At 77.1% G+C, this 22,956-nt stretch carries 20 protein-coding genes and 1 rRNA gene; 3 read left to right on the forward strand and 18 right to left on the reverse strand.

Going from position 1 to position 22,956, the window contains the following annotated elements:
• Window positions 1-71 precede the first annotated feature (71 nt).
• From ACI78V_RS21840 to steA, 8 genes are all read right to left on the reverse strand, one after another.
• Window positions 72-671 carry an NUDIX domain-containing protein gene (locus tag ACI78V_RS21840; RefSeq protein ID WP_456854642.1) on the reverse strand — a complete coding sequence of 200 codons (600 nt, stop codon included), beginning with the start codon at window positions 669-671 and terminating at the stop codon, window positions 72-74.
• Between the two features lie 79 nt (window positions 672-750).
• Window positions 751-2,475, reverse strand: coding sequence for a CTP synthase (locus ACI78V_RS21845; RefSeq protein ID WP_456854644.1), 1,725 nt, complete (start codon window positions 2,473-2,475; stop codon window positions 751-753).
• Complete coding sequence (locus ACI78V_RS21850) at window positions 2,450-4,912, reverse strand: hypothetical protein (protein ID WP_456854646.1); 2,463 nt, start codon at window positions 4,910-4,912, stop codon at window positions 2,450-2,452. Before ACI78V_RS21850 ends, ACI78V_RS21845 begins: the two co-directional genes overlap by 26 nt.
• On the reverse strand, window positions 4,909-6,051 hold the full coding sequence (locus ACI78V_RS21855; RefSeq protein ID WP_456854648.1) for a glycosyltransferase family 4 protein: 1,143 nt from the start codon (window positions 6,049-6,051) through the stop codon (window positions 4,909-4,911). The genes ACI78V_RS21850 and ACI78V_RS21855 overlap by 4 nt, the downstream gene beginning before the upstream one ends.
• On the reverse strand, window positions 6,044-7,666 hold the full coding sequence (gene murJ / locus ACI78V_RS21860) for a murein biosynthesis integral membrane protein MurJ (protein ID WP_456854650.1): 1,623 nt from the start codon (window positions 7,664-7,666) through the stop codon (window positions 6,044-6,046). The genes ACI78V_RS21855 and murJ overlap by 8 nt, the downstream gene beginning before the upstream one ends.
• Window positions 7,663-8,535, reverse strand: a complete 873-nt coding sequence (locus tag ACI78V_RS21865; RefSeq protein WP_456854652.1) for a hypothetical protein — start codon at window positions 8,533-8,535, stop codon at window positions 7,663-7,665. The genes murJ and ACI78V_RS21865 overlap by 4 nt, the downstream gene beginning before the upstream one ends.
• Window positions 8,532-9,482 (reverse strand): copper transporter, encoded by a 951-nt coding sequence (locus tag ACI78V_RS21870; protein ID WP_456854657.1) that lies wholly within the window; start codon window positions 9,480-9,482, stop codon window positions 8,532-8,534. The genes ACI78V_RS21865 and ACI78V_RS21870 overlap by 4 nt, the downstream gene beginning before the upstream one ends.
• On the reverse strand, window positions 9,479-10,669 hold the full coding sequence (gene steA / locus ACI78V_RS21875) for a putative cytokinetic ring protein SteA (RefSeq protein WP_456854663.1): 1,191 nt from the start codon (window positions 10,667-10,669) through the stop codon (window positions 9,479-9,481). Before steA ends, ACI78V_RS21870 begins: the two co-directional genes overlap by 4 nt.
• A gap of 165 nt (window positions 10,670-10,834) precedes the next feature.
• Between steA and ACI78V_RS21880 the strand changes: the two genes are divergently transcribed.
• Window positions 10,835-11,752: a TetR/AcrR family transcriptional regulator gene (locus ACI78V_RS21880; protein ID WP_456854668.1), complete on the forward strand. Its 918-nt coding sequence runs from the start codon at window positions 10,835-10,837 to the stop codon at window positions 11,750-11,752.
• Window positions 11,753-11,761: 9 nt separating this feature from the next.
• Here ACI78V_RS21880 and ACI78V_RS21885 read toward each other — a convergent pair whose 3' ends face one another.
• The 5 genes from ACI78V_RS21885 to ACI78V_RS21905 all read right to left on the reverse strand — a co-directional run bounded on the left by ACI78V_RS21885 (window position 11,762) and on the right by ACI78V_RS21905 (window position 16,821).
• Window positions 11,762-12,478, reverse strand: coding sequence for a methylase (locus ACI78V_RS21885; protein WP_456854673.1), 717 nt, complete (start codon window positions 12,476-12,478; stop codon window positions 11,762-11,764).
• Between the two features lie 233 nt (window positions 12,479-12,711).
• Entirely contained in the window at window positions 12,712-14,607 is a 1,896-nt protein-coding gene (recN, locus tag ACI78V_RS21890) for a DNA repair protein RecN (RefSeq protein WP_456854676.1), read from the reverse strand.
• Window positions 14,582-15,616: an NAD kinase gene (locus ACI78V_RS21895; RefSeq protein WP_456854678.1), complete on the reverse strand. Its 1,035-nt coding sequence runs from the start codon at window positions 15,614-15,616 to the stop codon at window positions 14,582-14,584. Before ACI78V_RS21895 ends, recN begins: the two co-directional genes overlap by 26 nt.
• A 120-nt stretch (window positions 15,617-15,736) precedes the next feature.
• Window positions 15,737-16,534: a TlyA family RNA methyltransferase gene (locus tag ACI78V_RS21900; RefSeq protein ID WP_456854680.1), complete on the reverse strand. Its 798-nt coding sequence runs from the start codon at window positions 16,532-16,534 to the stop codon at window positions 15,737-15,739.
• Window positions 16,534-16,821 (reverse strand): hypothetical protein, encoded by a 288-nt coding sequence (locus tag ACI78V_RS21905; RefSeq protein ID WP_456854682.1) that lies wholly within the window; start codon window positions 16,819-16,821, stop codon window positions 16,534-16,536. Before ACI78V_RS21905 ends, ACI78V_RS21900 begins: the two co-directional genes overlap by 1 nt.
• A 215-nt stretch (window positions 16,822-17,036) precedes the next feature.
• On the opposite strand from ACI78V_RS21905, the gene ACI78V_RS21910 reads away from it, so the two are divergent.
• A complete protein-coding gene (locus ACI78V_RS21910) occupies window positions 17,037-17,354 on the forward strand; it encodes an alkyl sulfatase C-terminal domain-containing protein (protein ID WP_456854684.1) in 318 nt (105 codons plus the stop codon).
• A gap of 32 nt (window positions 17,355-17,386) precedes the next feature.
• Here the strand turns inward: ACI78V_RS21910 and ACI78V_RS21915 are convergent, their stop codons facing one another.
• Together ACI78V_RS21915 and ACI78V_RS21920 are read right to left on the reverse strand one after the other, a co-directional pair.
• A complete protein-coding gene (locus ACI78V_RS21915) occupies window positions 17,387-18,469 on the reverse strand; it encodes an HAD-IIA family hydrolase (protein WP_456854686.1) in 1,083 nt (360 codons plus the stop codon).
• A complete protein-coding gene (locus ACI78V_RS21920) occupies window positions 18,466-18,861 on the reverse strand; it encodes a tetratricopeptide repeat protein (RefSeq protein ID WP_456854688.1) in 396 nt (131 codons plus the stop codon). The genes ACI78V_RS21915 and ACI78V_RS21920 overlap by 4 nt, the downstream gene beginning before the upstream one ends.
• A gap of 213 nt (window positions 18,862-19,074) precedes the next feature.
• Here ACI78V_RS21920 and ACI78V_RS21925 point away from each other — a divergent pair, with 213 nt between their 5' ends.
• Complete coding sequence (locus tag ACI78V_RS21925; protein ID WP_456854690.1) at window positions 19,075-20,283, forward strand: DUF1015 domain-containing protein; 1,209 nt, start codon at window positions 19,075-19,077, stop codon at window positions 20,281-20,283.
• Window positions 20,284-20,288: 5 nt separating this feature from the next.
• Here the strand turns inward: ACI78V_RS21925 and ACI78V_RS21930 are convergent, their stop codons facing one another.
• The 3 genes from ACI78V_RS21930 to rrf all read right to left on the reverse strand — a co-directional run bounded on the left by ACI78V_RS21930 (window position 20,289) and on the right by rrf (window position 22,954).
• Complete coding sequence (locus ACI78V_RS21930; protein ID WP_456854692.1) at window positions 20,289-20,645, reverse strand: single-stranded DNA-binding protein; 357 nt, start codon at window positions 20,643-20,645, stop codon at window positions 20,289-20,291.
• A gap of 100 nt (window positions 20,646-20,745) precedes the next feature.
• The gene (locus ACI78V_RS21935; RefSeq protein WP_456854696.1) at window positions 20,746-21,690 is read right to left on the reverse strand and encodes a tetratricopeptide repeat protein; all 945 of its coding nucleotides are present in this window, start codon (window positions 21,688-21,690) and stop codon (window positions 20,746-20,748) included.
• Window positions 21,691-22,837: 1,147 nt separating this feature from the next.
• Window positions 22,838-22,954 (reverse strand): 5S ribosomal RNA (gene rrf / locus ACI78V_RS21940).
• Window positions 22,955-22,956 lie beyond the last annotated feature (2 nt).

Below are 22,956 nucleotides of genomic sequence, written 5' to 3' on the forward strand. Positions count from 1 at the left end.
GGTGGCGGCGCGCGCGGGCCGCCCCCGCCCCCCCCCCCCCCCCGCCCCCCCCACGGCGCGGGCCCGCGGCGTCAGCCGGCGTCGGCCGGGCGCAGCGCCGGGGACGTCGCCCGCGCCTGGGCGGCGGCGAGGACCCCGATGACGGCCGAGGAGTTGCGGATCCCCCCGGAGAGGACACGGGCGACGGCGTCGGCGAGCGGCACCCGCTCCACGGTCATGTCCAGCTCCTCGTGCTCGACGACGAAGCCCTCGGGCCGGTCCACCTCCGACAGCCCCTCGGCCAGGTAGATCAGCACCTGCTCGTTGCAGAAGCCGGGGGTGCTGTAGCTGGTCACCAGCAGCGACCAGCGCTCGGCGGCCAGACCGGCCTCCTCGGCCAGCTCCCGCCTCGCCGTCTCCAGCGGGGCCTCCCCGTCGGCGTCGCGCAGCCCCGCCGGCAGCTCCCACAGGTAGCCGCCGACCGGGTGACGGTACTGGCGCACCATGACGACCCGGTCCTCGTCGTCCACGGCGGCGACGCACACCGCGCCGATGTGCCGGACGACCTCCCGGTCGCTCTGGCCGCCCCCGGGCATGGCGACGGTGTCCCGGACGAGGGTGATGATCCGGCCCTCGTGCAGGGTCTCGGTCCGGAGGACCTCGTACTCCCCGGGCCGGGCGGGCTCCACCATCAGTCCACCTCGCTGGCGCTCGTCGTCCTGACGGCGGGCCACGCCGTGCTGCCCGGTGACCTCGCGAGCTCGGTCACCCTCAGATCCCGACCTTCTCGGCCTCGTCCACCGGCACCGGCAGGCGCGCGGACTCGGAGAAGTCGATCGCCGCCTGGACGAACGCCGCGAACAGCGGGTGCGGGCGGGTCGGGCGGCTCTTCAGCTCCGGGTGGGCCTGGGTGCCGACGAAGAACGGGTGGACCTCCCGCGGCAGCTCGGCGAACTCGACCAGCAGCCCGTCCGGCGACGTGCCGGAGAACACCAGGCCGGCGTCGGTCAGCCGGTCGCGGTAGGCGTTGGCCACCTCGTACCGGTGCCGGTGCCGCTCGGTGATCTCGGTCGAACCGTAGGCCTCCGCGACGACCGAGCCCTTCCGCAGGGCGGCCGGGTAGCTGCCCAGGCGCATCGTGCCGCCCATGTCGCGCTGCCCGGCGACGACGTCGACCTGGCTGGCCATCGTGGCGATGACGGCGTCGGGGGTCTCGGGGTCGAACTCGGCGGAGTTGGCCTCGTCGAGGCCGGCCAGGTTGCGCGCGGCCTCGATCACCATGCACTGCAGGCCCAGGCACAGCCCCAGCAGCGGGACGCCGTTGACGCGGGCGTAGCGGATCGCGCCGAGCTTGCCGTCGATGCCGCGGACGCCGAACCCGCCGGGGATGCAGACGCCGTCGACCCCGGCCAGGGCGTGCGCCGCCCCCTCGGGGGTCTGGCAGTCGTCGGAGGGCACCCAGCGGATCTCCACCCGGCTGCGGTGGGCGAACCCGCCGGCCCGCAGCGCCTCGGTGACCGACAGGTAGGCGTCGGGCAGGTCGATGTACTTGCCGACCAGCGCGATGGTGACCGTCTGCCTGGGCGCGTGGACCCGGTCGAGCAGGTCACCCCAGACCGTCCAGTCGACGTCCCGGAACGGCAGCCCGAGCCGGCGGACGACGTAGGCGTCGAGGCCCTCGCGGTGCAGGACCTTCGGGATGTCGTAGATCGACGGCGCGTCCGGGCAGGAGATGACGCCCTCGGCGTCGACGTCGCACATCAGGCTGATCTTGCGCTTGAGCCCGGTGCCGATCTCCCGGTCCGACCGGCAGACCAGCGCGTCGGGCTGGATGCCGATGCTGCGCAGCGCGGCGACCGAGTGCTGGGTCGGCTTGGTCTTCAGCTCCCCCGACGGCGCGATGTAGGGCACCAGGGAGATGTGCAGGAAGAAGCAGTTGTCGCGGCCGATCTCGTGCCGCACCTGGCGGGCGGCCTCGAGGAAGGGCAGCGACTCGATGTCGCCGACGGTGCCGCCGATCTCGGTGATGACGACGTCCACCCGCTCGGCCGAGTCGGCGCCGGCCATGATGCGGCCCTTGATCTCGTTGGTGATGTGCGGGATGACCTGCACGGTGTCGCCGAGGTACTCGCCGCGCCGCTCCTTGGCGATCACGTCGGAGTACACCTGGCCGGTGGTGACGTTGGCCCGCCCGGTCAGGTCGGTGTCGAGGAAGCGCTCGTAGTGGCCGATGTCCAGGTCGGTCTCGGCGCCGTCCTCTGTGACGAACACCTCGCCGTGCTGGAAGGGGTTCATCGTGCCGGGGTCGACGTTGAGGTAGGGGTCCAGCTTCTGCATGGTCACCCGCAGACCACGGCTGGACAGCAAGGCCCCGAGGGAACTGGCCGTCAGGCCCTTGCCGAGAGAGGAGACAACTCCACCGGTGACGAAGACGAACTTCGTCGGCTGGGAGTTGTGGAGGAGCCCGAGGTCACGCGTTCCAGACGGTCGATCCACGGGAGACGACCGTAACACGATCCGGCCCGGCGACCGGGTCGGGACCGGGGGTGCGGTGGGCCACCTCGTCCCCCTCGCGGCCGGTGGCGCGCGGCGCCGCGGCCAGCCAGACCAGCAGCGGCACCAGCAGGGACGCCGCGGTCGCCGGGAGCGCGACGCCGGAGTCGTTGACCGCCGCGCCGACCGCCAGGCTCAGCGCGACCGCCAGCAGCCCGGCCCGCAGCGTGGCGAGGTCCTCGGCGGCGAGCAGGTCCCGCCGGCCGCGCAGCAGCCCGGGACCGCGCAGCGGCCCCGGCAGCAGTCCCTGCACCCACCCGCCCCACCGTCCCCCGGCCGGGCGGACCAGCCACACCGCCCCGACCAGCGCCACCGGCAGCACCCAGGCCAGCGGGCTGCCGAGCAGGATGTCGAGGTTGGCCTGGGCCTTGCGGCCGACCACGGTCCACGCCTCGCCGGTCAGCACCTGCTCGACGAAGCGGCCCAGGTGGCTGCGGTCCCCCGCGGGGCGCAGCCAGTCGAGCACCGCGAGCGTGCCGACGGCGACCACGGCGAGGGCCAGCACCCCGACCAGCCGGGTGAGCGTCACGCGGGTGCGCGTGAGCAGCATCGCCAGCAGCAGGAACCCGGGCAGTGCCGCGAGGACGCCCCCGAAGTCGCGCCCGAGCGCGGGGGTGCCGATCACCAGCACCACGAGGGCACCCGCCCCCAGCACGACGCCGGCCACCACGGCCCGCGCCCGGGACGCCGGGGCCCGCCGCCCGGCGGCCGCCGCCGCGAACGCGGTGAGCAGCAGCGAGCTCACCGCCAGCAGGCCGAAGCTGAGGTTGCCGTACCCGGTGAAGCGGCCGGCGACGATCGCGTCGTAGCCGAGCAGCCCGCCCAGTTCCAGGTGCGACCCGGTCAGCACGTCGCCGACGAGGGTGGCCAGCGTGATCGTCAGGACGGCCGCCGGCGGGCCGAGGCGGGAGGTGCGCCACGGGCCGAGCGCGGCCACCGCCGTCACCGCGGCGGCGGTCAGCACCACCGACCCGGCCAGCGCCAGACGCGGCGCACCGGTCCCCTCCCACGGCAGCAGCCCGGCCAGGTAGGTGGCCACGGGCAGCGCCGCGGCCCCCAGCGCCACGGGGCGCACGGCGAAGCGCAGCCACTCCCCCGCCGGCCGCGGCGCCCGGTCGCGGCGCCGGCCGCCGGCCACCAGCAGGCCCAGCCCGACCACGGCGGCGTCCACCGCCACCAGGCCCCAGAAGAACGCGCCGGTGCTGCGGTAGTGGACCGCGGCGGTCGTGTTCGCCCGCTCCAGGACGTCGACCGCCTCCGCCAGCGGTGGCCGCTCACCGGCCACGCGCAGCGGCTGGCCGTTCATCGACGCCGGCACGTCCAGACCCAGGGCGCCGAGCACGGTCGGGGCGACGTCGATGAGCTGGGTGAACGGCGCCCGGCCGGTGCTCGCCGAGCTCAGCCAGCCGGCCTCCTCGAAGCCCGGGCCGGTGGCGATGCCGACGTGCAGTTGCGGGCGGCCGTCGTTGACCTCCGAGACGCCCTGCAGCAGCAGCAGGGTCTCCCCCGGGACGGTGTCGACGGCGGCGGCCAGCCGGCCGACGGCGGCGTCGATCGCGGCGACGGCGGAGGCCCGGGGCTGCGGCTCGGTGCCGGTGTCGCTGCTCTCGAGGTCGGCCTCACCGGCGTCGACGAGCGGGTCGAGGGACACCAGCGTCAGCGGGCAGCCGGTCAGCAGCTCGGCGACCAGGCCGGGGTCGGCGGGCAGCCCCTCCCGCTGGGTGAGCTCGACGCCGGGCGCGGCGACGGCGAGCGCGGGTGCACGCCCCACGACGGTGGCGCAGCCGACCGCGGCGCCGAGCGCGGCCGGCTCCGCGCCGAAGCGGGCGGTGCCCCGGTCGGCCGCCACCGCGGCGACCGCCGCCTGCGGGTCGGTCAGCCCGGCGGCCGCGAGCCGCTCCTGCAGCCCGCAGTGCGACAGCGAGGGCGCGGCCGGCGGGACGGCGGGGGCCTGGTCCTCCTCGGGGACGGCGTCGTCGGTCGGTGCCTCCTCGGCACCGGCACCCCCGCCGTCGGTGCCGGGTGCCTCCCCGGGCAGCGGCACGGTGGGCAGCGGCACCGGCGGGATCGACTCGTCCGGCGCGGGGAAGCGGGCCCGGTTGCCCGCGCCGAGGGTGGCCCACCCGTCGAGCAGGCAGCTGGTGGCGCGGGCGGCGCGCACGGAGACGGCGCCGACCGGCGCGTCCTCGGCCAGGGCCCACAGGTCCGGGGTGGCCTCGGGGTCCAGGTCGCTCCACACCAGGCCGGGGACGCCGACCACGAGCACGCGGTCGGCGGTGGCCTCCGGGGCGGGTGCCGCGGAGGCCGTCGTCCCGCCGCCGGCGAGCAGCAGGGCGAGGACCACGGCCAGCAGCGCGGCGACCCGGCGCAGCGGTGTCATCGGGCGCCGGCGCCCGGCGGCCCGAGCAGCTCGCGGTAGACGGCGACCAGCTGGCGGGCGGTGGCCGCCTCGTCGGGCCAGGTCGCGGCCTGCCGGGTGCCGGCCTCGGCCAGCCGCCGGGCGCGGTCCGGGTCGGTCAGCAGCCCGGTGACGGCCTCGGCCAGCGCCGCGGCGTCCCCCACCGGGACCAGCTCGGCGCCGTCCCCGAGCAGCTCGGGCAGCCCGCCGGTGCGGGTGGCGACCAGGGGCGTCCCCGAGCGCAGCGCCTCCTGGGCGGTCAGCGACCGTGCCTCCCACACCGACGGCAGCACGCACAGGTCGGCGGCGGCGAGCAGGTCGGCGACGTCGGTGCGGCGGCCGAGGAGGGTCACCGGCAGCCGTTCGGCGGCGATGCGGCCGGCCAGCTCCTGCTGCAGCGGCCCGTCGCCGGCGACGGCGACCAGCGGCGGGGCCTGGAGCCGCGTATCCGTGGCCCACGTGGCAGCCGCGTCGAGCAGGACGTCGTAGCCCTTCTGCGGGTGCAGCCGGCCCACGGCCACCACCAGCGGGCGCCCGTCGGGCACACCGAGGTCCGCGCGCACCTCGGCGGCGGGCCGGCCCGGTGGCGGCAGCGGCGGAGCGGACACCGGCGCCACCCGCACGTCGCGGGCGCCCTGCCGCCAGGCGTTCTCGGCGAGGTCGCCGGAGGCGGCCAGCACCAGGTCCGCGCTCCGGACGGTGGCGCGCTCCGCCGCCCGGAGGACCCGGCGCAGCGGGCCGCCGCCGTCCGGGAGCGCGTTGTGCAGGGTGAGCACGAGCGGCCGCCGACCGTCCCCCAGCCGGCGCGCCGCGGCCGCCACCAGGCCGGCGCGCAGCCCGTGGGCGTGCACGAGGTCGGCGCCGGCGGTGGCCCGGCGCAGCGCGGCGACGGCCCGGGCGTCGGCGGCCGGGGCCAGGCCCGCCGAGATCCCGACCGGGCTGAATCCGGCGCCGGTCGCGGTGAAGCCGAACAGCTGCTCGGTGGCAGCCGGCCCGCAGACGTCCACGTCCGCGCCGGCGGCCAGCAGCGCCGGCAGCACCGCCCGCACGTGGGTGCCCACCCCGCCGGTGCTGGTGGCGAGCACCTCGGCCACCCGGCGGCCCCGGAGCGGCTCAGTCACCGTGCACCTCCCGGTCCGACGTCCGCAGCCCGCGCACGGCCGCCCGCAGGGGCCCGCGCGCCGTTCCCATCATGACCGCCGCCACGACGGCGAGCGCCACCGCCGCGGCGAGCACCCCGGCGCCCACCACCGACAGCAGGCTGCCCTCGGGCACGGGGTCGGCGCCCAGCGCCCGGGCGGTGAGCAGCCCCGCGGCGCCGCCGGCACCGGTGGCGACCAGCGCGGGCAGCCCGGTCCGGACCACGCCGGCCAGCGCGGCGGGGCCGGCGACCCGGGCGACGACGGCCAGCAGCGTCAGCCCGGCGACGGTGACCCCGACGCTGTGCCCGGCCGCGAGCGCGGCGCCGCGGTCGGCGGCCGGCAGGGCGGCCGACAGCGCCAGGTCGGCGGCGACCGCGAGCAGCCAGCCGCCGAGCACGCAGGCCGTCGGGGACCTCCACAGCCCGCGGGCGTAGAGCGCCCGGCTGAGCAGCGCCACCAGCCCGTAGCCGGGCAGCCCCGGGGCGAAGGCGACGATCGTGTCGCGCAGCGCGGCGACGGTGGCCGGCGGCTCCCCGGTGAGGAACACCCGCGCCATCGGCCCAGCGACGGCCACCAGCACCGCTGCGGCGGCCATCGAGGCGACCAGGACGAGGACCGCGGCCGGGGCCAGCGCCCGGCGGAAGCCCGCCTCGTCGCCCACCCCGGCGCGCTCGGCCAGCCCCGGGTAGGCCGAGGTGGCCAGCGGCACCGCCAGGGCCGCCCAGGGCACCAGGAACAGGGTGAGGCCCGCGGCGTAGACGACCTGGGTGCCGTCGGGGGCGCCGGCGTTGGCCAGCCGGATCGCCACCGCTGCCACCAGCTGCTGCCCGGCCAGGGTGAGCACGCCGGCCACCGCCAGCCGGCGCACCCGCGGCGCGGCGCCGACCGGGAAGCGCAGCGACGGCCGCAGTCCCAGGCCCAGTCGCCGCAGGGCCGGCAGCAGGCTGACGGTGAGGGCCACCACGCCGAGCGTCGTCCCCACCGACAGGACCAGTTCCGCGGGCGTCGAGAGGTCGCCGACCGACCGGCTGCCCCCGATGCCGGCGAAGACCAGGTAGGCCGAGGCCACCACGACGCTGGACAGCAGCGGCGCCAGCGCGGGGGCGGCGAAGCGGCGGTGGGCCTGCAGCACGCCGGTCAGCACGATGCCGACGCCGTAGAGGACGACCTGCGGGGCGAAGACGAGCAGGAAGCGGGCGGCGAGGTCGACCTGCGCGGCGTCGCCGGAGCCGAGCAGCAGCCGCGCGACCGGTTCGGCGAGGACGGCCAGCAGCACGGCCAGCGGGGTCAGCACCAGCAGGCTCCAGCCGAGCAGCGCCGACGCGGTGCGGCGGACCTGCTCGCGGTCACCGGCGGCGATGCCCCCGGCGAGCATCGGGACGACGAGGCCGGCCAGCGCCCCGCCCGCGACGACCTCGAAGACGATGTTGGGGACGTTGTTGGCCGCCAGGTAGGTGTCCCCGGTGCTCTCGGCGCCGACGGTGTTGGTGAAGACCAGCGTCCGGGCGAAGCCCGCCAGCCGGGCCAGCACGGTGAGGACGGCGATGAGGGCGGCGGCGCCGGCGACCCCGTGGAGGACCTGCCGCCGCGTCATGCGCGACGGCGGCCGAGCCGGTCCAGTTCCCGCAGTCCCGGCGTGGCCTCGATGACCTCCGTGAAGCTGACCGCCTCGCTGGCCAGGGTCAGCGCGACCACCGCGGCCAGCAGACCCGTGCGGGCCGGGCGCCCCGGGATCGCGGCCAGCCGCAGCCCGAGCAGGGCACCGACCGAGTTGGCGCCGCAGTCACCGAGCATGACCCGCTCCCCCAGGTCCGCCGGCAGGACGGCGAGGCTGGCGCCCAGCGGGCCGGCGACGAGGGGGCCGGCGGGCCCGCGCAGCCCGGCGGCCGCCACCAGGGCCGCGGCCTTGGCCGCGCGGCCGGGGCGCAGGTCCAGCAGGTTCACCAGGTTCGCGGTGCCGGCCACCAGGCCGGTGGTCAGGACGGCGTCGGCGAGCGCCCCGGGGCCGTGCCCGCCTCGTGCACCACGCCCACCCGCCATGAGCAGGGCCGATGCCGCGGCGGCCGCGCCGATGCCGGCGACCTTGACCGCGCCGGCCGAGACCCGCCCGGCACGCAGCGCGGCGAGGTGGCCGGCGAGGCCCTTGTCGCGGGCCTGCTCGGGGCGGGCGCCGGCGAGGTCGTCGTAGGCCCCCACCAGCGCGGAGGCGGTGCCGGCCAGGACGGTGGCGGCGCGGGTCCCGGCCGGTGCGCCGGCGGCCGCGCCGGCGGTCGCGGCGAGCGCCAGCGCGGGACCGCCGAGCAGGGTGACCGGGCGGCCGGCGTAGTTGGTGCGCCGCCACCGCGCCCCGGCCGGACGCGCGGTGACGGCGGCGGCGACCGCCAGCGCCGCGCGCGCCGCCACGGCGCCGCCCAGTGCCAGCAGCGCCCGTCGCCGGGCGCCGCCGTCGGACCGGCGGGTCACGGGGTGGCGGCGGGGACCGGGGGCACCGGCTGGGTGTCCTCGCCGGTGCCGTACTTGCCCGAGGTGCCCTCGCTCTCGCGCCCGAGGGCCAGCACCGTGCTGATCCGGCCGGCGGAGGCGTCGACGTTGTCGACGGTGGAGACGGCAGCGGAGACCTCCGGGTCGGCGCGGATGACGCCGACCAGGCCGGTGTCCCGTGCGCTGGCGGCGTCCCCGGCGACGACCGCACCGGAGCCGGCGGCGTCCAGCGCGACCGCGAGGTCGACCAGGGCGCCGGTGCGGTCCTCGGCCTCCTCGTCGGGGAAGGCGCCGGCGGTGAGGACGACGGCGTAGTCGGCCGGGGTGACCGACGGCGACTCCTGGGTGAGCACCTCCAGGGCGGAGAGCCCGGCGAGGACCGAGGAGAGCGCGGCGGTGTCCGGTGCCGGCGCCCCGCCGGCCGGCCGCATGAGGACCTGCGCCAGCAGCGACCCGACCAGCTGGCCGGTGTCGTCGGTCTCGGGGAGGGTCAGCCCGGTGGGCAGGCCGGGGCCGGTGACGTAGCTCTGCAGGTTGGCGGCCGTCGCCGGGTCGCTGTACTCCGGCTGCAGGCGCAGGGTGCCGGTGACCGTGCCGCCGGCCTGGGTCACGAGCGTCGAGACCTCCTCGACGGTGTCGGCCTCGACGTCCTCACCGGTCGCCACGAGGACGATGCTGCGGCCGGCGAGGCTGCCGGCGACCAGGGAAGGTGCGACGGCCTCCTCGAAGGCGTCGCCGGTGTCCAGCTGGGTCTGCAGGTCGCGGGCCTGGTCCTCCAGCGCCCGCTTGTCGGCGGCGAGCGCGTCGACCTGGCGCTCCAGGTCGGTGAGGATCGGCTGGTTGAGCGCCGTGGTGCCGATGACGATCCCGAGCGCCACGGCCAGGAACACCGCGATCAGCGAGACCAGGTGGTAGCGGAAGTCGATCACGAGAAGAGGTTCTCCAGCCAGAACACGAAGCTGTTCCATTGGTCGAGCAGCAGCTCGAAGTAGACGCGGCCGGCCGCGGACACCGCGAGCGCCGACCCGATCGCCACGAAGGCGGCGAGCACCAGCACGACCAGCGCGGTGGTGGAGATGCGGCTGCGGTACAGCCGGCTGACGCCCTTGGCGTCGACGAGCTTGCCGCCCAGCCGCAGCCGGGTGAGGAAGGTCGAGGCCATGCCGCCGCGACCCTTGTCGAGGAACTCCACCAGCGTGGCGTGGGTGCCGACGGCGACGATGAGCTTGGCGCCCTTCTCGTCGGCCAGCAGCATCGCGATGTCCTCGCTGGTGGCCGCGGCCGGGAAGGTGATGGCGTCGACGCCGAGGTCCTGGACCCGGGCCAGCCCCGGGGCCCGGCCGTCGGCGTAGGCGTGGACGACGACCTCGGCGCCGCAGCGCAGGACGTCGTCGCTGACCGAGTCCATGTCCCCGATGATCATGTCCGGCTGGTAGCCGGCCTCCTTGAGCGCGTCGGCCCCGCCGTCGACCCCGATGAGCACCGGCCGGTAGTCGCGGATGTAGGGCCGGAGGGCCTGGAGGTCCTCCTTGTAGTCGTAGCCGCGGACGACGACGAGCACGTGGCGGCCCTCGATCTGCGTCGTGACGTCGGGCACGCCCACGCCGTCGAGCAGCAGCGCCCGCTCGCGCTTCATGTACTCCATCGTGTTGGTGGCGAACGCCTCCAACTGGGTGGACAGGCCGGCCTTGGCCTCGGCCATCGCCTCGGCGACGGTCTCCGGGGTCTGCAGGGTGCCCTTGGCCAGGACGGTGCCGTCGTCGAGCAGCAGCGTGTCGCCGTCCAGGCGGACCTGGGCGCCCTCCTTGACCGCGGAGAGCACCTCCTTGCCGACGTTGTCGACCAGGGGGATGCCGGCGTTGGTGAGGATCTCCGGCCCCAGGTTCGGGTAGCGACCGGAGGTGCTGGCGGAGGCGTTGACGACCGCGGCGACCTTGCAGGCGACGAGGGAGTCCGCGCTCACGCGGTCGATGTCGACGTGGTCGATGACGGCGACGTCACCGGGGCGCAGGCGCTTGGTGAGGTTCTTCGTCCGGCGGTCCAGCCGCACGGTGCCGGCCACCACTCCGGGAGCCGACTCCGGGGCCCGGCCACGACGGAGGGAGCCGATGCGCATGGCCTACACCCTCCCACGGGCGCTCCGGCCCGCCGTCCTCCGACGCGCAGGGGCGACCGTTCCGTCACGCTACGTGTCCGACACCACGGAAACCGCGACACGCCGGGCGCGACTCCTGCGGGCGGCCCGCCGGGGCGTCCAGGTCGGCTGTCTAGCGTTGCGTGGGTGACACGAGGCGCGCACACGGTCGGCCGGACCTCCGAGGACGACGTGCTCGCGGACGACGTGCTGCCCGACGGCGTGCTGGACGACGGCGGGCCGGCCGACGATCCCCTGCCGGACGACGTGCGGGGCGACGGCCCCGCCGCCGAGGGCACCCCGGTGCCCGGTGAGGACGCCGACACCGACGCCACGCCGCTGCCCGGGGCCACGGCGCCCGCACCCCCGGCGTCGCCGGCCACCACCCCGGCCGAGCCGGCCCGGGGCGGGCGGCGCAGCCGACGGGCGCTGCGGGGGCCGGGGCTGCGCGAGCGCCGCCGGCAGCAGACCCGGGCGACGATCGTGGACGCCGCCGCCGAGCTCTTCGCCGAGCGGGGCTTCGACGCGGTCAGTGTGGTGGAGATCGCCCAGCGGGCGGGCGTGGTCGAGAAGACGGTGTTCAACCACTTCCCGGTCAAGGAGGGCCTGGTCTTCGAGGCCGATCCGCCGATGCGGGCCGCGCTGCTCGACGCGGTGCGCACCCGGCCGGCCGGGGAGTCGGTGACCGCGGCGGCGGGCACCTTCGTCGTCCGGGCCATGAGCGGGCTGGGCGCCCCGGAGGCGGCGGCCGGGGTGGCGGAGATGGCGCGGATCATCCGCGGCAGCCACACGCTGCAGGTGCGCGAGCGCGAGATCCTGGGCGAGCTGACCACGGCGCTGGCCGAGCTGATCGCCGAGGAGACCCGCCCCGAGCCCGGCGAGCTGGCCCCGTGGCTGGCCGCGCACGCGGTGCTGGGCCTGTACGCGGCGCTGCTGGAGCTGGCCCGTGACCGGGTGCTGGCCGGGGTCACCGGCCCCGCGCTCACCGCCGAGTTGCGCGCCCGCGGCGAGCGCGGGCTGGCCCTGCTGCAGTTCGGGCTGGCCGGGTACGCCAAGCGCCGCTGACCCGGGGGCTCAGACCGGCAGTTGCAGCGCCCCGAGCAGCTGGGCCGACCGGTCGCCGGGGATGCCGGGGTCCTGCGTGAACAGGGCGACGGCGACCATGTACTCGTCGTCCCCCGCCCAGCCGCGGCCCTCGGCGCACATCCGGCGGATGTGCTCGCGCACCTTCGGCTCGGAGCTGTAGGGCCCGTAGTCCAGCCCCATGGCCAGGAAGTTGGCGACCCGGTAGCCGAGGTCGCCCGCGGTGGCCACGGTGCCGGCCGGGTCGGAGTAGCTGGGCACGGCGACGACGACGTTGCGGTAGCCGGCCTTGAGCAGCTGCAGCACCAGGTCGTTGCCGTGCACGCCGCCCCAGAGCTCGGGCATGAGGATGTCGCGGTCCGGCGCGGGGATGTAGGGCGGGTTGGCGATCACGGTGGACACGGCCGGGGACCCCGCGGAGTCCGCTCCGTCGAAGAAGTCGCCGAGCTCCACGGTGTAGCGGTCGGAAACGCCGCGGGCGGCGATGTTCTCCCGTGCCCGGTCGACCGACGGGGCGCTGATGTCGAAGCTGCGCACCCGCAGCTCCGGAAGCCCGGCGACGACGTCGGCGATGGCGGTGGCGTCACCGGTGCCGAGCTCGACCACGCCCTCCTCCACCCAGTTCAGCTGCTCGCGGTAGTGCTGGAGGAGCATGCAGACGGAGAAGCCGTAGTGCGCCGACTCGTCGGCGGAGGAGAAGCAGCTCACCGGGCCGTACCGCCGGTCGGGCGGGCCGCGGGGTGGTCGACTCTGACCTGGCATCGGTTGCGCACGACCGACGCCTACCCCGGCCGCGGCGTCGCCACTCCTCCCGTCGCCCGGGCGGGCGCGCGAGCGTGACCGCGGTCACCCGGCCGGGTGCACGCGCCGGCACCGCCCGCGGTGCCCCGCTCCACCGGGACGGGCCCGGTGCGGGGCCCGGCCGGGCCACCACGCCGCGGCTAGGCCACCGAGCGGGCCTCCGCGGCCACCGCCAGCAGTTCCCGGGCGTGGGCCTGCCCGGTGTCGCTGTCGGTGAGCCCGGACAGCATCCGTGCCAGCTCGCGCACCCGGTCCTCCCCGTCGACGGCGCGGATGTCGGTGGCCGTGACGCCGGCACCGGTGTCCGGGGACTTGTCGACGACCAGGTGGGTGTCGGCGAACGCCGCGACCTGGGCCAGGTGCGTGACCACGACGACCTGGTGCTGGCGGGCCAGGCGGGCCAGCCGCCGGCCGATCTCCCCGGCAGCCTGCCCGCCGACGCCGGCGTCCACCTCGTCGAACACCATGACCGGCACGGGGTCGGCACCGGCGAAGACCACCTCGATCGCGAGCATCACGCGGGAGAGCTCACCGCCGGAGGCGCCCTTGTGCACGGGGCGGGGCGGCGCCCCCGGGTGGGCGGCCATGAGCAGGGCCACCTCGTCGATGCCCTCCGGCCCCGGCGCGTCCGGGTCGCTGTCGACGGAGAAGGAGACGCGGGCGCTCTTCATCGCCAGCCCGGCCAGCTCCCGCCCCACCTCGGCGGCGAACCCGTCCGCGGCGGCCCGCCGGCCGGCCGACACCTGCGCGCCCAGCTCGGCCACCTCCGCACGGGCGGCGTCGCGCTCGGCCTCCAGCGCCTCCAGTGCCTCGTCGGAGACGTCGAGCTCGGCCAGCCGCCGGCGGGCGTCCTCCGCCCACGCCAGCACGCCGGTGGCGCCCTCCCCCACGTCGGCGTACTTGCGCACCAGTGCGGTGATCGCCGCGCGCCGGTCCATCACCTCGGCCAGCCGTGCCGGGTCGGCGTCCAGGTCGGCGACGTAGGTGGCCAGTTGGCCGGCGACGTCGGAGACGACCGCGACGGCGTCGGAGAGGTCCTGCGCGAGCATCACCAGCGTGGGGTCGTCGGAGGCGGCCAGCGCGCGCTCGGCGATGGCCAGCGCCGCGCTCGCGTCCTGCGGCAGGTCCTCGCCGACGAGGTCCCCGGTCACGTCGCCGACCAGCGCCATGCGCGCCTCGTCGGCGGCGGCGCGCAGCGCGTCGGCGTCGCTGAGCCGCCGCGCCTGCGCGTCCAGCTCCTGGTCCTCCCCCGGCTCGGGAGCGACGGCGTCGATCTCCTCCAACCCGTGCCTGAGGACGTCGGCCGCCTGGGCGAGCTCGCGCGCCTGGCCACGGCGGCGGTCGAGGTCGGCGGCCAGCTGGCGCCAGCGGCCGTAGGCCTCGCGGTAGCGGTCGAGCAGCGCGAGGTGGTCGGCACCGGCGTAGCGGTCCAGCGCGCGGCGCTGCTCGGCGGGGCGCGAGAGCCGCAGCTGGTCGCTCTGCCCGTGCACCGCCAGCAGGCCCTCGGCGAGCTCGGCGACCACGCCCACCGGCACGCTGCGTCCGCCCAGGTGCGCCCGCGACCGCCCCTCGGCGCTCACTGTGCGGGCGAGGATCAGGCTGCCGTCGTCGTCCGGGTCGGCGCCGGCGTCGGTCGCCCGCTCCCACACCGGCGAGTCCGCCGGCAGTGCCAGCCGGCCCTCCACCCCGGCACGGCCGTTGGCCCGCACCCGACCCGGATCGGCGCGGCCACCGAACAGCAGCGTGAGGCCGGTGACGACCATCGTCTTGCCGGCGCCCGTCTCGCCGGTGACCACGGTGAGCCCGTCGCCGAGCTCGAGGGTGACGTCGTCGATCGCGCCCAGCCCGCGGATGCGCAACTCGGTCAGCCGGCCACGACGGGCGGGCGTCCCCGCGGCGGCGGCTGCCTGCGCGGGCTGGCCGGCCGCCGGTCCGGCCTCGCCGGGGACCGCCCCCGTCGCACCAGGCGCCTGCGCCGCGCCGGGTGCGGCCGCCGCCTTCCGGCGGGGCTCACGCGTCGTCGTCCGTGCCGCCACCGCGGTCCTCCCTCCCGGTGTCCCCGCCGACCACGCCGCGGGTCAGGACGTTGCGCGTGGGGGTCAGCTCGTGGCCCGGGTCGTGCGTGCGCGCGTCGCGGAAGCCGCGGACGGGCAGGCCGAACTTGGCCACCAGCCGGTCGCCGAACGTGGCCTTGTGCACGCGGGCGATCCGGACCGGCCGGCCGGCCCGCCGGACGTCGACCCGGCCGCCCTCGGGCACCTCCAGCACCCGGCGTCCGTCGGCGGAGACCCGCGCCCGGTTCCCGTCGGCGGGGATCGCGACGGTGAGCACCGAGTCCGGCGAGGTGACCAGTGGCCGGGAGAACAGCGCGTGGGCGTTGGACGGCACCACGAGCACCGCCTCGACGTCGGGCCACACCACGGGGCCGCCGGCGGAGAAGGCGTAGGCGGTGGAGCCGGTGGGCGTGGAGAAGAGGATCCCGTCGCAGCCGAAGCTGGTCAGCGGCCGGCCGTCGATGGCCAGCACGACGTCGAGCACCCGGGAGCGCTCCATCTTCTCCACCGAGACCTCGTTGAGGCCCCAGGTGCCGCCGACCACGGTGCCCTTGTCGTCCAGCACGTCGACCTCGATGGCCATGCGCTTCTCCACCGAGTACTCGCAGCGCTCGATGGCGGTGAGGGTCTCCTCCACCGCCTCCGGCTCGGTCTCGGCGAGGAAACCGACCCGGCCGAGGTTGACGCCCATGAGCGCGGCGTTGCTGTGGTGGGCCAACTCAGCGGCGCGCAGGAAGGTGCCGTCCCCGCCGAAGACCATGACGATCTCGGCGCCCCGGGCGGCCTCGGCGTCGGCGGGCACCACGTGGGCGCCCTCGATGCCGAGGTCGGACGCCTCCTCCTCGAGCAGCCGCACGGTGATGCCGGCCTTGGCCAGGCGGGCGGCGGAGCTGCGGGCCAGCTCCACGATGTCCTGCCGGCCGGTGTGCACGGTGAGCAGGACGTGCCTGCTCCCGCTGGGCGCCCACAGGGTGGGGCTGACCTCTGTCACGCTTCCTCCTCGCCGGCGCTGGTGGGTGGGGTGCCGGTCGGTGCGGTGTCCTGGCGTGACCTCGCGAGCTCGCTCACTGGTCCTCCTCGGTGGCGCCGGTCGGCCGGCTGGGCCGCTGGTTCACGATGGTCCTTCCTCGACGGCCCGGCGCACGTCGTCCTCCTGCGGGGGGCCGGCGTCGCGGCGCAGCCACAGGAAGAACTCGACGTTGCCGGCCGGCCCGGGCAGCGGGCTGGCGACCACACCGGCCGTGCCCCAGCCGAGCTCCGCGGCCGCGCGGGCGACCTCGAGGACGGCGTCCTGCCGGTGGGCCGGATCGCGCACCACTCCGCCGGCGCCGAGCCGTTCCCGCCCCACCTCGAACTGCGGCTTGACCATGGGCAGGAGGTCCGCCTCGGCCGTGGCGCAGGCGGTGAGCGCGGGAAGCACCAGGCGCAGGGAGATGAAGGAGAGGTCGGCGACGACGAGGTCGACCGGCCCGCCGATCTGCTCCGGCGTCAGGGACCGCACGTTGGTGCGCTCGAGCACGGTCACCCGCTCGTCGGTGCGCAACGACCAGGCCAGCTCGCCGTACCCGACGTCGACGGCGGCGACCTCGCGGGCTCCGCGGCGCAGGAGGACCTCGGTGAAGCCGCCGGTCGAGGCGCCGGCGTCCAGCGCGCGGCGGCCCTCCACCGGGACCGGGAAGGCCTCGAGGGCGCCCAGGAGCTTGTGTGCGCCGCGGGAGACCCAGCTCGGCGCGTCGGGGTCCGTGCGCACGACGACGGGGGTGTTGGGGTCCACGGCGGTGGCCGGCTTGGTGGCGGCGCGCCCGGAGACGGCGACCCGGCCCTCGGTGATGAGCGCGACGGCGTGCTCGCGGGACCGGGCCAGGCCACGCCGCACGAGCTCCGCGTCGAGCCGGCTGCGGCGGACCATCAGAGCTGGTCGATCGTGGCGAGCTCGCGCTGCAGCCGGGCGTGCTCGGCCTCGAAGACGGCCACGTGCTCGGCCGGCGGCCGCTGGGCGAGGTCGGCGAAGGCCGTTCCCCCCGTCCCGTCCGGCGTGGCGCCGGGGGACTGCTGGCCGGCCGCGTCCCGGCCCTGCGCCTCCGGCGGCGTCCCGACCGGCGCAGCGCCTGTCGCCGGCTCGGGCGGGCCGGGCGCCGGACGCGGGCCGGGGCGCGGCGGACCGGGGACCGGTCGCGGTCGGCTCGGCTCGGTCATCGCTCGCCTCTCCGGTGGATGGGTGTGCGCGCTGCGCTGCTGCGCCGATGCGACGGACGGCCTCCGGCGGCGGGCGCCGCCCGGCGGGTCGTCCCGGCCCGCGAGGTTACCGGCCGGGGACGACGCGCACGGGTCGCGGACGGGGGGATAGCGTTCGCCCTCCCGGTCCCCTCGCGCGATGGAGGCACGCCCGCGTGGCCACGATGGAGCAGTGCATGACCGCCCTCAAGAGCATCCTCGGTGACCTCGCGGCCAACCCGGCCGCCGAGGGCCTCGACCGCAGCCTGTCCTGCCGGCTGCCCGACCTCGGGCAGATGGTCCGCGGACGGCTCTCCCGTGGCGCGGTGCACGAGCTGCGTGCCGAGCCGGAGGACCAGTCCCTGGAGAAGGCCGACATCCGGCTGACGATGAGCAGCGACGACCTGGTCGCCCTCACCGACGGGCGGCTCTCCTTCGGTCCGGCGTGGGCCACGGGACGGGTGAAGCTCGAGGCCGGGCTGCGCGACCTGCTGCGGCTGCGCAAGTTGCTCTGAGCACCGGCGGCTCCAGGGCTCCGGTCCACCGGTCACGGGAGCGCACCCGGGAACCACCGCGCCAGCGCGGCGGCGGAGGCGTCGTCGGCCGCCCGAGCCACCAGCGGCGCCGCGTCGTCCGGGTGGACGCTCCAGTGCGCCACGCACAGCGCGCGCAGCCCGTCGAGCCCGTCCCCGCGGGCGGCGGGGGCCGCGTCGCAGGCCAGCTCCATCCGGCCGTCCTCCCCCATCGGCCGTGCCACCCAGTCGCCGCAACGCCAGCCGGCGCCGGCGGCGACCACCGGCCGGTGGGCGGAGAGCATCCCCGAGGCGTCGGCCGCCAGCAGGTCCGGTCGCTGCTGCGGAGGGGCGGCGAGCAGGCCGGCCGGATCGGTGACGCCGCTGAACACCAGCAGGCTCGCCGCTCCCGCGCGGCGCCCACCCTCGATGTCGGTGTCGAGCCGGTCGCCGACGACCAGCGGACGCCGCGCGCCCGTGCGACGGACGCACTCGGCGTGCATCGCCGGATCGGGCTTCCCGGTCACCAGCGGGGATCGACCGGTGACCGTGCTGACCACGCCGACCATCGCGCCGTTGCCGGGTAGCGGGCCGCGGGGTGACGGGATCGTCGCGTCGGTGTTGGTGGCCACGTGCTCGGCACCGTTGCGGATGGCGACGACGGCCTCGGCCAGCTGCGCCCAGCCCACCTCCCGGCCGTAGCCCTGGACGACGGCCGCGGGACCGTCCTCGGCCCGCTCCACGGCGGTCAGGCCCGCGGCCAGCAGGGCGGCGCGGACGCCGGGGCCGCCGACCGGCAGCACCCGGGCACCGGGTCCGAGCCGCTCCGCCACGACCGACGCCGCGGCCTGGGAACTGGTGATCACGTCGCCGCCGACCGCCGGGATGCCGAGGTCGGACAGGTGCCGGGCGACGTCCTCCGGTGTGCGCGCGGCGTTGTTGGTGACGAAACCCAGGCGCATGCCCTCCGAGCGCGCCCGGGCCAGCGCCGCGGGGACCCCGGGCACGGCATCGGGGCCCACGTACACCACGCCGTCGAGGTCGAGCAGCGCGACGTCGAAGACCGCGGTGGGCCGATCCGGGCAGCCGGCGGCCAGCGACGGCGGGCCGCCGCTCACGCCGTCCCCCTGGTCCGGCGAGCCCGGACGCCCCGCAGCGCGCGCGAGTAGTGACCCAGGTCGGGACGCATCGCGACGGCGAGCGCCAGGTGCTCGGCGGCGAGCTCCAGGTCGCCGGCCCGGCTGGCCGCGAGCCCCAACCCGAACTGGGCGTAGTCGTCGGTGGGGTTGCGGCTGATGAGTTCACTGAACGTGCCGATCGCCTCCTGGTAGCGCCCGGCGTCGTACTGGGCCCGTGCCAGTGCCTCCAGGAGGCTGCGGGAACCGGGTTCGGCCTCCACCGCCCGGCCGAGGAGCGTCGCCGCCGCCGCCGGGTCGCGGTTGGCGAGCAGCTGCAGCCCGCGCTGGTACCAGTCGTAGACGTCCCCGTCGGGAGCCCCCACGTCGGCCACGCCTGCCCCCTCGGTCCGCTGGTCCGCCGCCGGTCCGCGCCCCCGGCCCGTCGCCGGGACCGGCCGGGACCGCGTACCGGGGCGACCCGCTCCTACGATTCCCTCGTGCCCTCGTCGTCGGCGGACGCCCCGCCCCCCACAGCGACGGGGCTCGAGGTCCGGCCCTTCCGCGCCCTGACCTACCGGCGACGAGACCCCGGGCATCTGGCCCGGGTGAGCTCGCCAGCGTACGACCTGGTGACTCCCGAGGGCCGGGAGCGCCTGGCCGCGGCCGACCCGCACAACGTCGTCCGACTCATCCTCCCCCACGTGCCGCCGGTACCCGGCGCGACCGGGGACGACGCGGCGCACCGCTCGGCGGAGCAGGCCGCACGGACCCTCTCCGCGTGGGAGGCCGAGGGCGTGCTGACCCGCGACGCCTCCCCCGGCCTGTGGGTCTACGAGATGCGCCAGCCCGACGGCACACCGGCCACGCTGGGGTGGCTGGCGGCCGTGGCCCTGCCCCCTGCCGGCTCCCGGGCGGTGCTGCCGCACGAGGACACCTATCCCGTCGCCGTCGAGGGCCGGCGCGCGCTCCTCGCCGCGACCGACACCGACCTCGAGCCGATCGTGCTCGCCCACGACCCCGACCCGGAGGTGCCGGAGCTCACCGACGCTGCCCGCACGGTCGAGCCGGACCTCGTCGTCGCCGATGCCGACGGCGTCGCGCACCGCCTGTGGCGAGTGACCGACCCGGGCCTGGTCGGTCGGCTGGTCGCGGCGCTGGGACGCACGTCCGCGGTCATCGCCGACGGTCACCACCGCTTCGCCGCGGCGCAGGCCCACGCCCGCAGCCGACCGGGGACGCCGGGGGCCCAGGCCGTACTGGCACTGCTCACGCCCATGGGCCCGGGCGGGCTGCGGGTGCACGCCATCCACCGCGTGGTGCCCGACCTGCACCTCGACGACGCACTCTCCGCCGCGACACGCGGCTTCGCCGTCGCCGACCTCGCCGACGTCCCGGCAGCCGGCCTCGCCGGGGCCGTGCACCGCTGGCTCGCCGACCCGTCGGAACGGGGACTGCTGCTCAGCGACGGCTCCCGGCTGGTCCGGCTCAGCGACCCGACCGCGCAGCTCCGCGCTGCCGTGCCGCCCGAGGCGCCGGCGGCGTGGCGGCGCCTGGACGTCGTCCTGGCCCACCACGGCCTCTTCCAGGCGCTGTGGGGTCGCCCGGACGGCCCGGGGTCGGTGCTGGTGGCGCACACGGTGCAGGAGGCGCTGACCGGTGCGGCGGCCCGGCGCGGGGTCGCCGTGCTGCTGCGCGGCCCGTCGCCGGCCGACGTCGCGGCGGTGGCCCGGGCCGGGGCGCGCATGCCCCGCAAGTCGACCCTGTTCGTCCCCAAGCCCCGCACGGGCCTGGTGCTGCGCCCGCACTCGGACTGAGCCGGTCACGCCGTCGCGACGTCGGCTCCCGAGGCACGTGGGACCTTCCGGCCGCGCCGGCAGTTGACCTCGCAGACCGAGGCCGTTCCGTTGGGGGTGCGCCAGAAGCGCCGCTGCAGCGCCCCCTCCACCTCCACGACGTCGCCGGGTTCCCAGGCGGCCACCCGGCGCTGGAGACCCCGGTCGTAGGTGACACAGGTCAGGACGTCGACGGACCGGCCACGGGCCCGGGGCTCCGGCCGCCGCACCACCAGGCGGAAGGTGACCAGCGTGTCCCCGCTGGGCAGTTCCCTCGGCTCGGCCGGGGCGGACAACCGCCCGCGGAGCACCACGTCGTTCCGGTCGATGACTGCCACGCTCATGACGGCAGCCTCTCCGCCGGACGGTCCCCGCCCCAGCTGCACCGCCGGTCTGTGGACGCCGGGCGCGGGTGTGGACGGGGACCGGAGACGGTGTCGGTGCTCAGTGCTGGGCGTCGTCGTCCGGCACGTCGGTCTCCCCGAGCAGCTCGGCGACCTCCGCCTCGATGTCCTCGGACAGGTCCAGCTCGTCCTCCGGAGCCGCCGACTCGCCGGCCTCGGTGGTCGCGTCGTGCTCCGCCGCCGCCTCCGGGACCCGTTCGTCCGCCCGGATCGGCTCGACGACCTCGTCGCGGCCGTCTGCCGTGTCGACTCCGACCTGGCCGGCCGCGATGGTGTCCTCGGGGAGGTCCTCCTCCGAGAACTCGACGTCGAGTTCCTCGGGGGTGTGCGCGGTGATGGCGTCCGACCACTCCGCGGCGAGGTCGCCGGCGCCGCCGGCGGCCAGCAGCTGGGCATAGGCCTCCGCGAGGCGCCGGGTGGCGGGCTGGGTGAGGTCGACGGAGTCCGGTCGCGGCCGTCCCCCGAGCGCGCCCTCCAGCACCAGCCGCGCAGCGGGCACCTCCCCGAGGTCCTGCCGCGCGCCGGCCTCCACCAGCGTGAGCTCGACGCTCTCCTCGGCGTCGGGCTGGTCGGCCAGCGCCTCGCGCACGAGGCGGAGCGCCACCTCCGGGCGGCCGAGGGCCCGTTCGCAGTCGGCCAGGACCGCGCGGTACCCCTCGTCGCCGGTCATGCGCCGGTAGGCCCGCAGCTCGCGCGCGGCCTCGGCGTAGTCACCGGCGTGGTACGCGGCGACGCCGACGGCCTCCCGTACCACGGCGATGCGCGAGGCACGGTCCCGCGCCGCACGGGCGTGGGCCAGCGCCTCCTCTGGGTCCTCGTCGACGAGTGTCCCGGCAGCCACGAGGTGCCGTGCCACCCGCTCGGCGTTGCGCGACTCGAGGCCGCGCAGGGCCTGCCGCACGGCCGGGTCGAGATCGCGTGCGTCCGCCCACTCCGGCAGGGCAGGGCCGGTCGGCAGCGGCGGCGTGCGCTCCTGCACCCCCACCGCGCGCTGCCGCCCGTCCGGCCGCCCCCGACGGTCATCGGAAGGCCGTCGCTCCCGCCAGTCGCCGCCACGGTCCCCGCCGGCCGACCGCTGGGGCCGACGCTCCTGCCAGCCACCCGCGGCCCGCTCCGCACGGTGCTGATGGCCACCCCCGGCACCCGACGGCCGGGAGCGCGGGGCCTCCCCGGGGGAACGCTGCGGTCGCTCCGCCCGCGGAGCGTCCCCGGAGGGACGCCGGGGACCATCCGACCACTGCGGACGGTCCCCCCGAGGACGGTCGGACTCCGCACGACGGTCACGCCAGTCCCCCCGAGCGGACTCCGGCCGCTGAGGACGGTCACGCTCGGGACGGCGGTCCTGCCACTCCCTCCGGTCACCGGCGGGCCGCTGGGGACGCCCACCCTCGGGACGGCGGTCCTGCCACTCCCTCCGGTCACCGGCGGGTCGCTGCGGGCGCCCACCCTCGGGACGGCGGTCCTGCCACTCCCTCCGGTCACCGGCGGGTCGCTGCGGGCGCCCACCCTCGGGACGGCGGTCCTGCCACTCCCTCCGGTCACCGGCGGGTCGCTGGGGACGCCCACCCTCGGGACGACGGTCTCTCCCGTTGCCCCCGGCGGAGCCGGGGCGTCCGGCGCGACCCTCCTGGGAAGGGCCCCCACGACCTCGCTCCGCGGCTCCCCGGTCCGGGCGCGGCCCACGGTCCCCCGTCGGACGGCGGTCGCGCCAGTCGCCCCGCGCACCGCCCCGATCGGGCCGCTCGCCCGACGCACCGCTGGCCCGGCTCCCCGGGGAACGGTCGCGTTCCTGCGGACGGTCCTGGCCGCCGCCCTCGTCTCCGGGACGCCGCTCCTGCCGGTCCGGACGACGCGGGCCACCGGAGCTCCCCCCGCTGGGTCGCCGCCCCTGCCAGGGAGCCTGTCCGCCGCGCTGCCCGCCGCCGCCCTGAGGCCGCGACGGACCGCCGCCACGGCCACCTCGGGCGCCGTCTCGTCCGCCGGAACCGCCGGCGCCGCGACGTGGGGAAGTCATGTCTGTGTGCCTACCTCGAAGATCGGTCCGGCACGCACGGGTGCTGGCAGGAAAGAGCGCGGACGCACGAGAACGGGGGCCAGAGCACGTGGCTCTGACCCCCGTTCCGTGAATGGTTGTCCGGCGGCGTCCTACTCTCCCACCCCGTCTCCAGGGCAGTACCATCGGCGCTGAGAGGCTTAGCTTCCGGGTTCGGAATGAGACCGGGCGTTTCCCTCTCGCCATGGCCGCCGTAAC

Source organism: Geodermatophilus sp. SYSU D00742 (assembly GCF_054049935.1).

Excerpts from the sequence above, each read along its gene's own strand:
- ACI78V_RS21840 (WP_456854642.1), bottom strand. The coding sequence starts at position 671 with ATGGTGGAGCCCGCCCGGCCCGGGGAGTACGAGGTCCTCCGGACCGAG.
- ACI78V_RS21850 (WP_456854646.1), bottom strand. The coding sequence starts at position 4,912 with ATGACACCGCTGCGCCGGGTCGCCGCGCTGCTGGCCGTGGTCCTCGCC.
- murJ (WP_456854650.1), bottom strand. The coding sequence starts at position 7,666 with ATGACGCGGCGGCAGGTCCTCCACGGGGTCGCCGGCGCCGCCGCCCTC.
- steA (WP_456854663.1), bottom strand. The coding sequence starts at position 10,669 with ATGCGCATCGGCTCCCTCCGTCGTGGCCGGGCCCCGGAGTCGGCTCCC.
- ACI78V_RS21900 (WP_456854680.1), bottom strand. The coding sequence starts at position 16,534 with ATGGTCCGCCGCAGCCGGCTCGACGCGGAGCTCGTGCGGCGTGGCCTG.
- ACI78V_RS21905 (WP_456854682.1), bottom strand. The coding sequence starts at position 16,821 with ATGACCGAGCCGAGCCGACCGCGACCGGTCCCCGGTCCGCCGCGCCCC.
- ACI78V_RS21910 (WP_456854684.1), top strand. The coding sequence starts at position 17,037 with ATGACCGCCCTCAAGAGCATCCTCGGTGACCTCGCGGCCAACCCGGCC.
- ACI78V_RS21930 (WP_456854692.1), bottom strand. The coding sequence starts at position 20,645 with ATGAGCGTGGCAGTCATCGACCGGAACGACGTGGTGCTCCGCGGGCGG.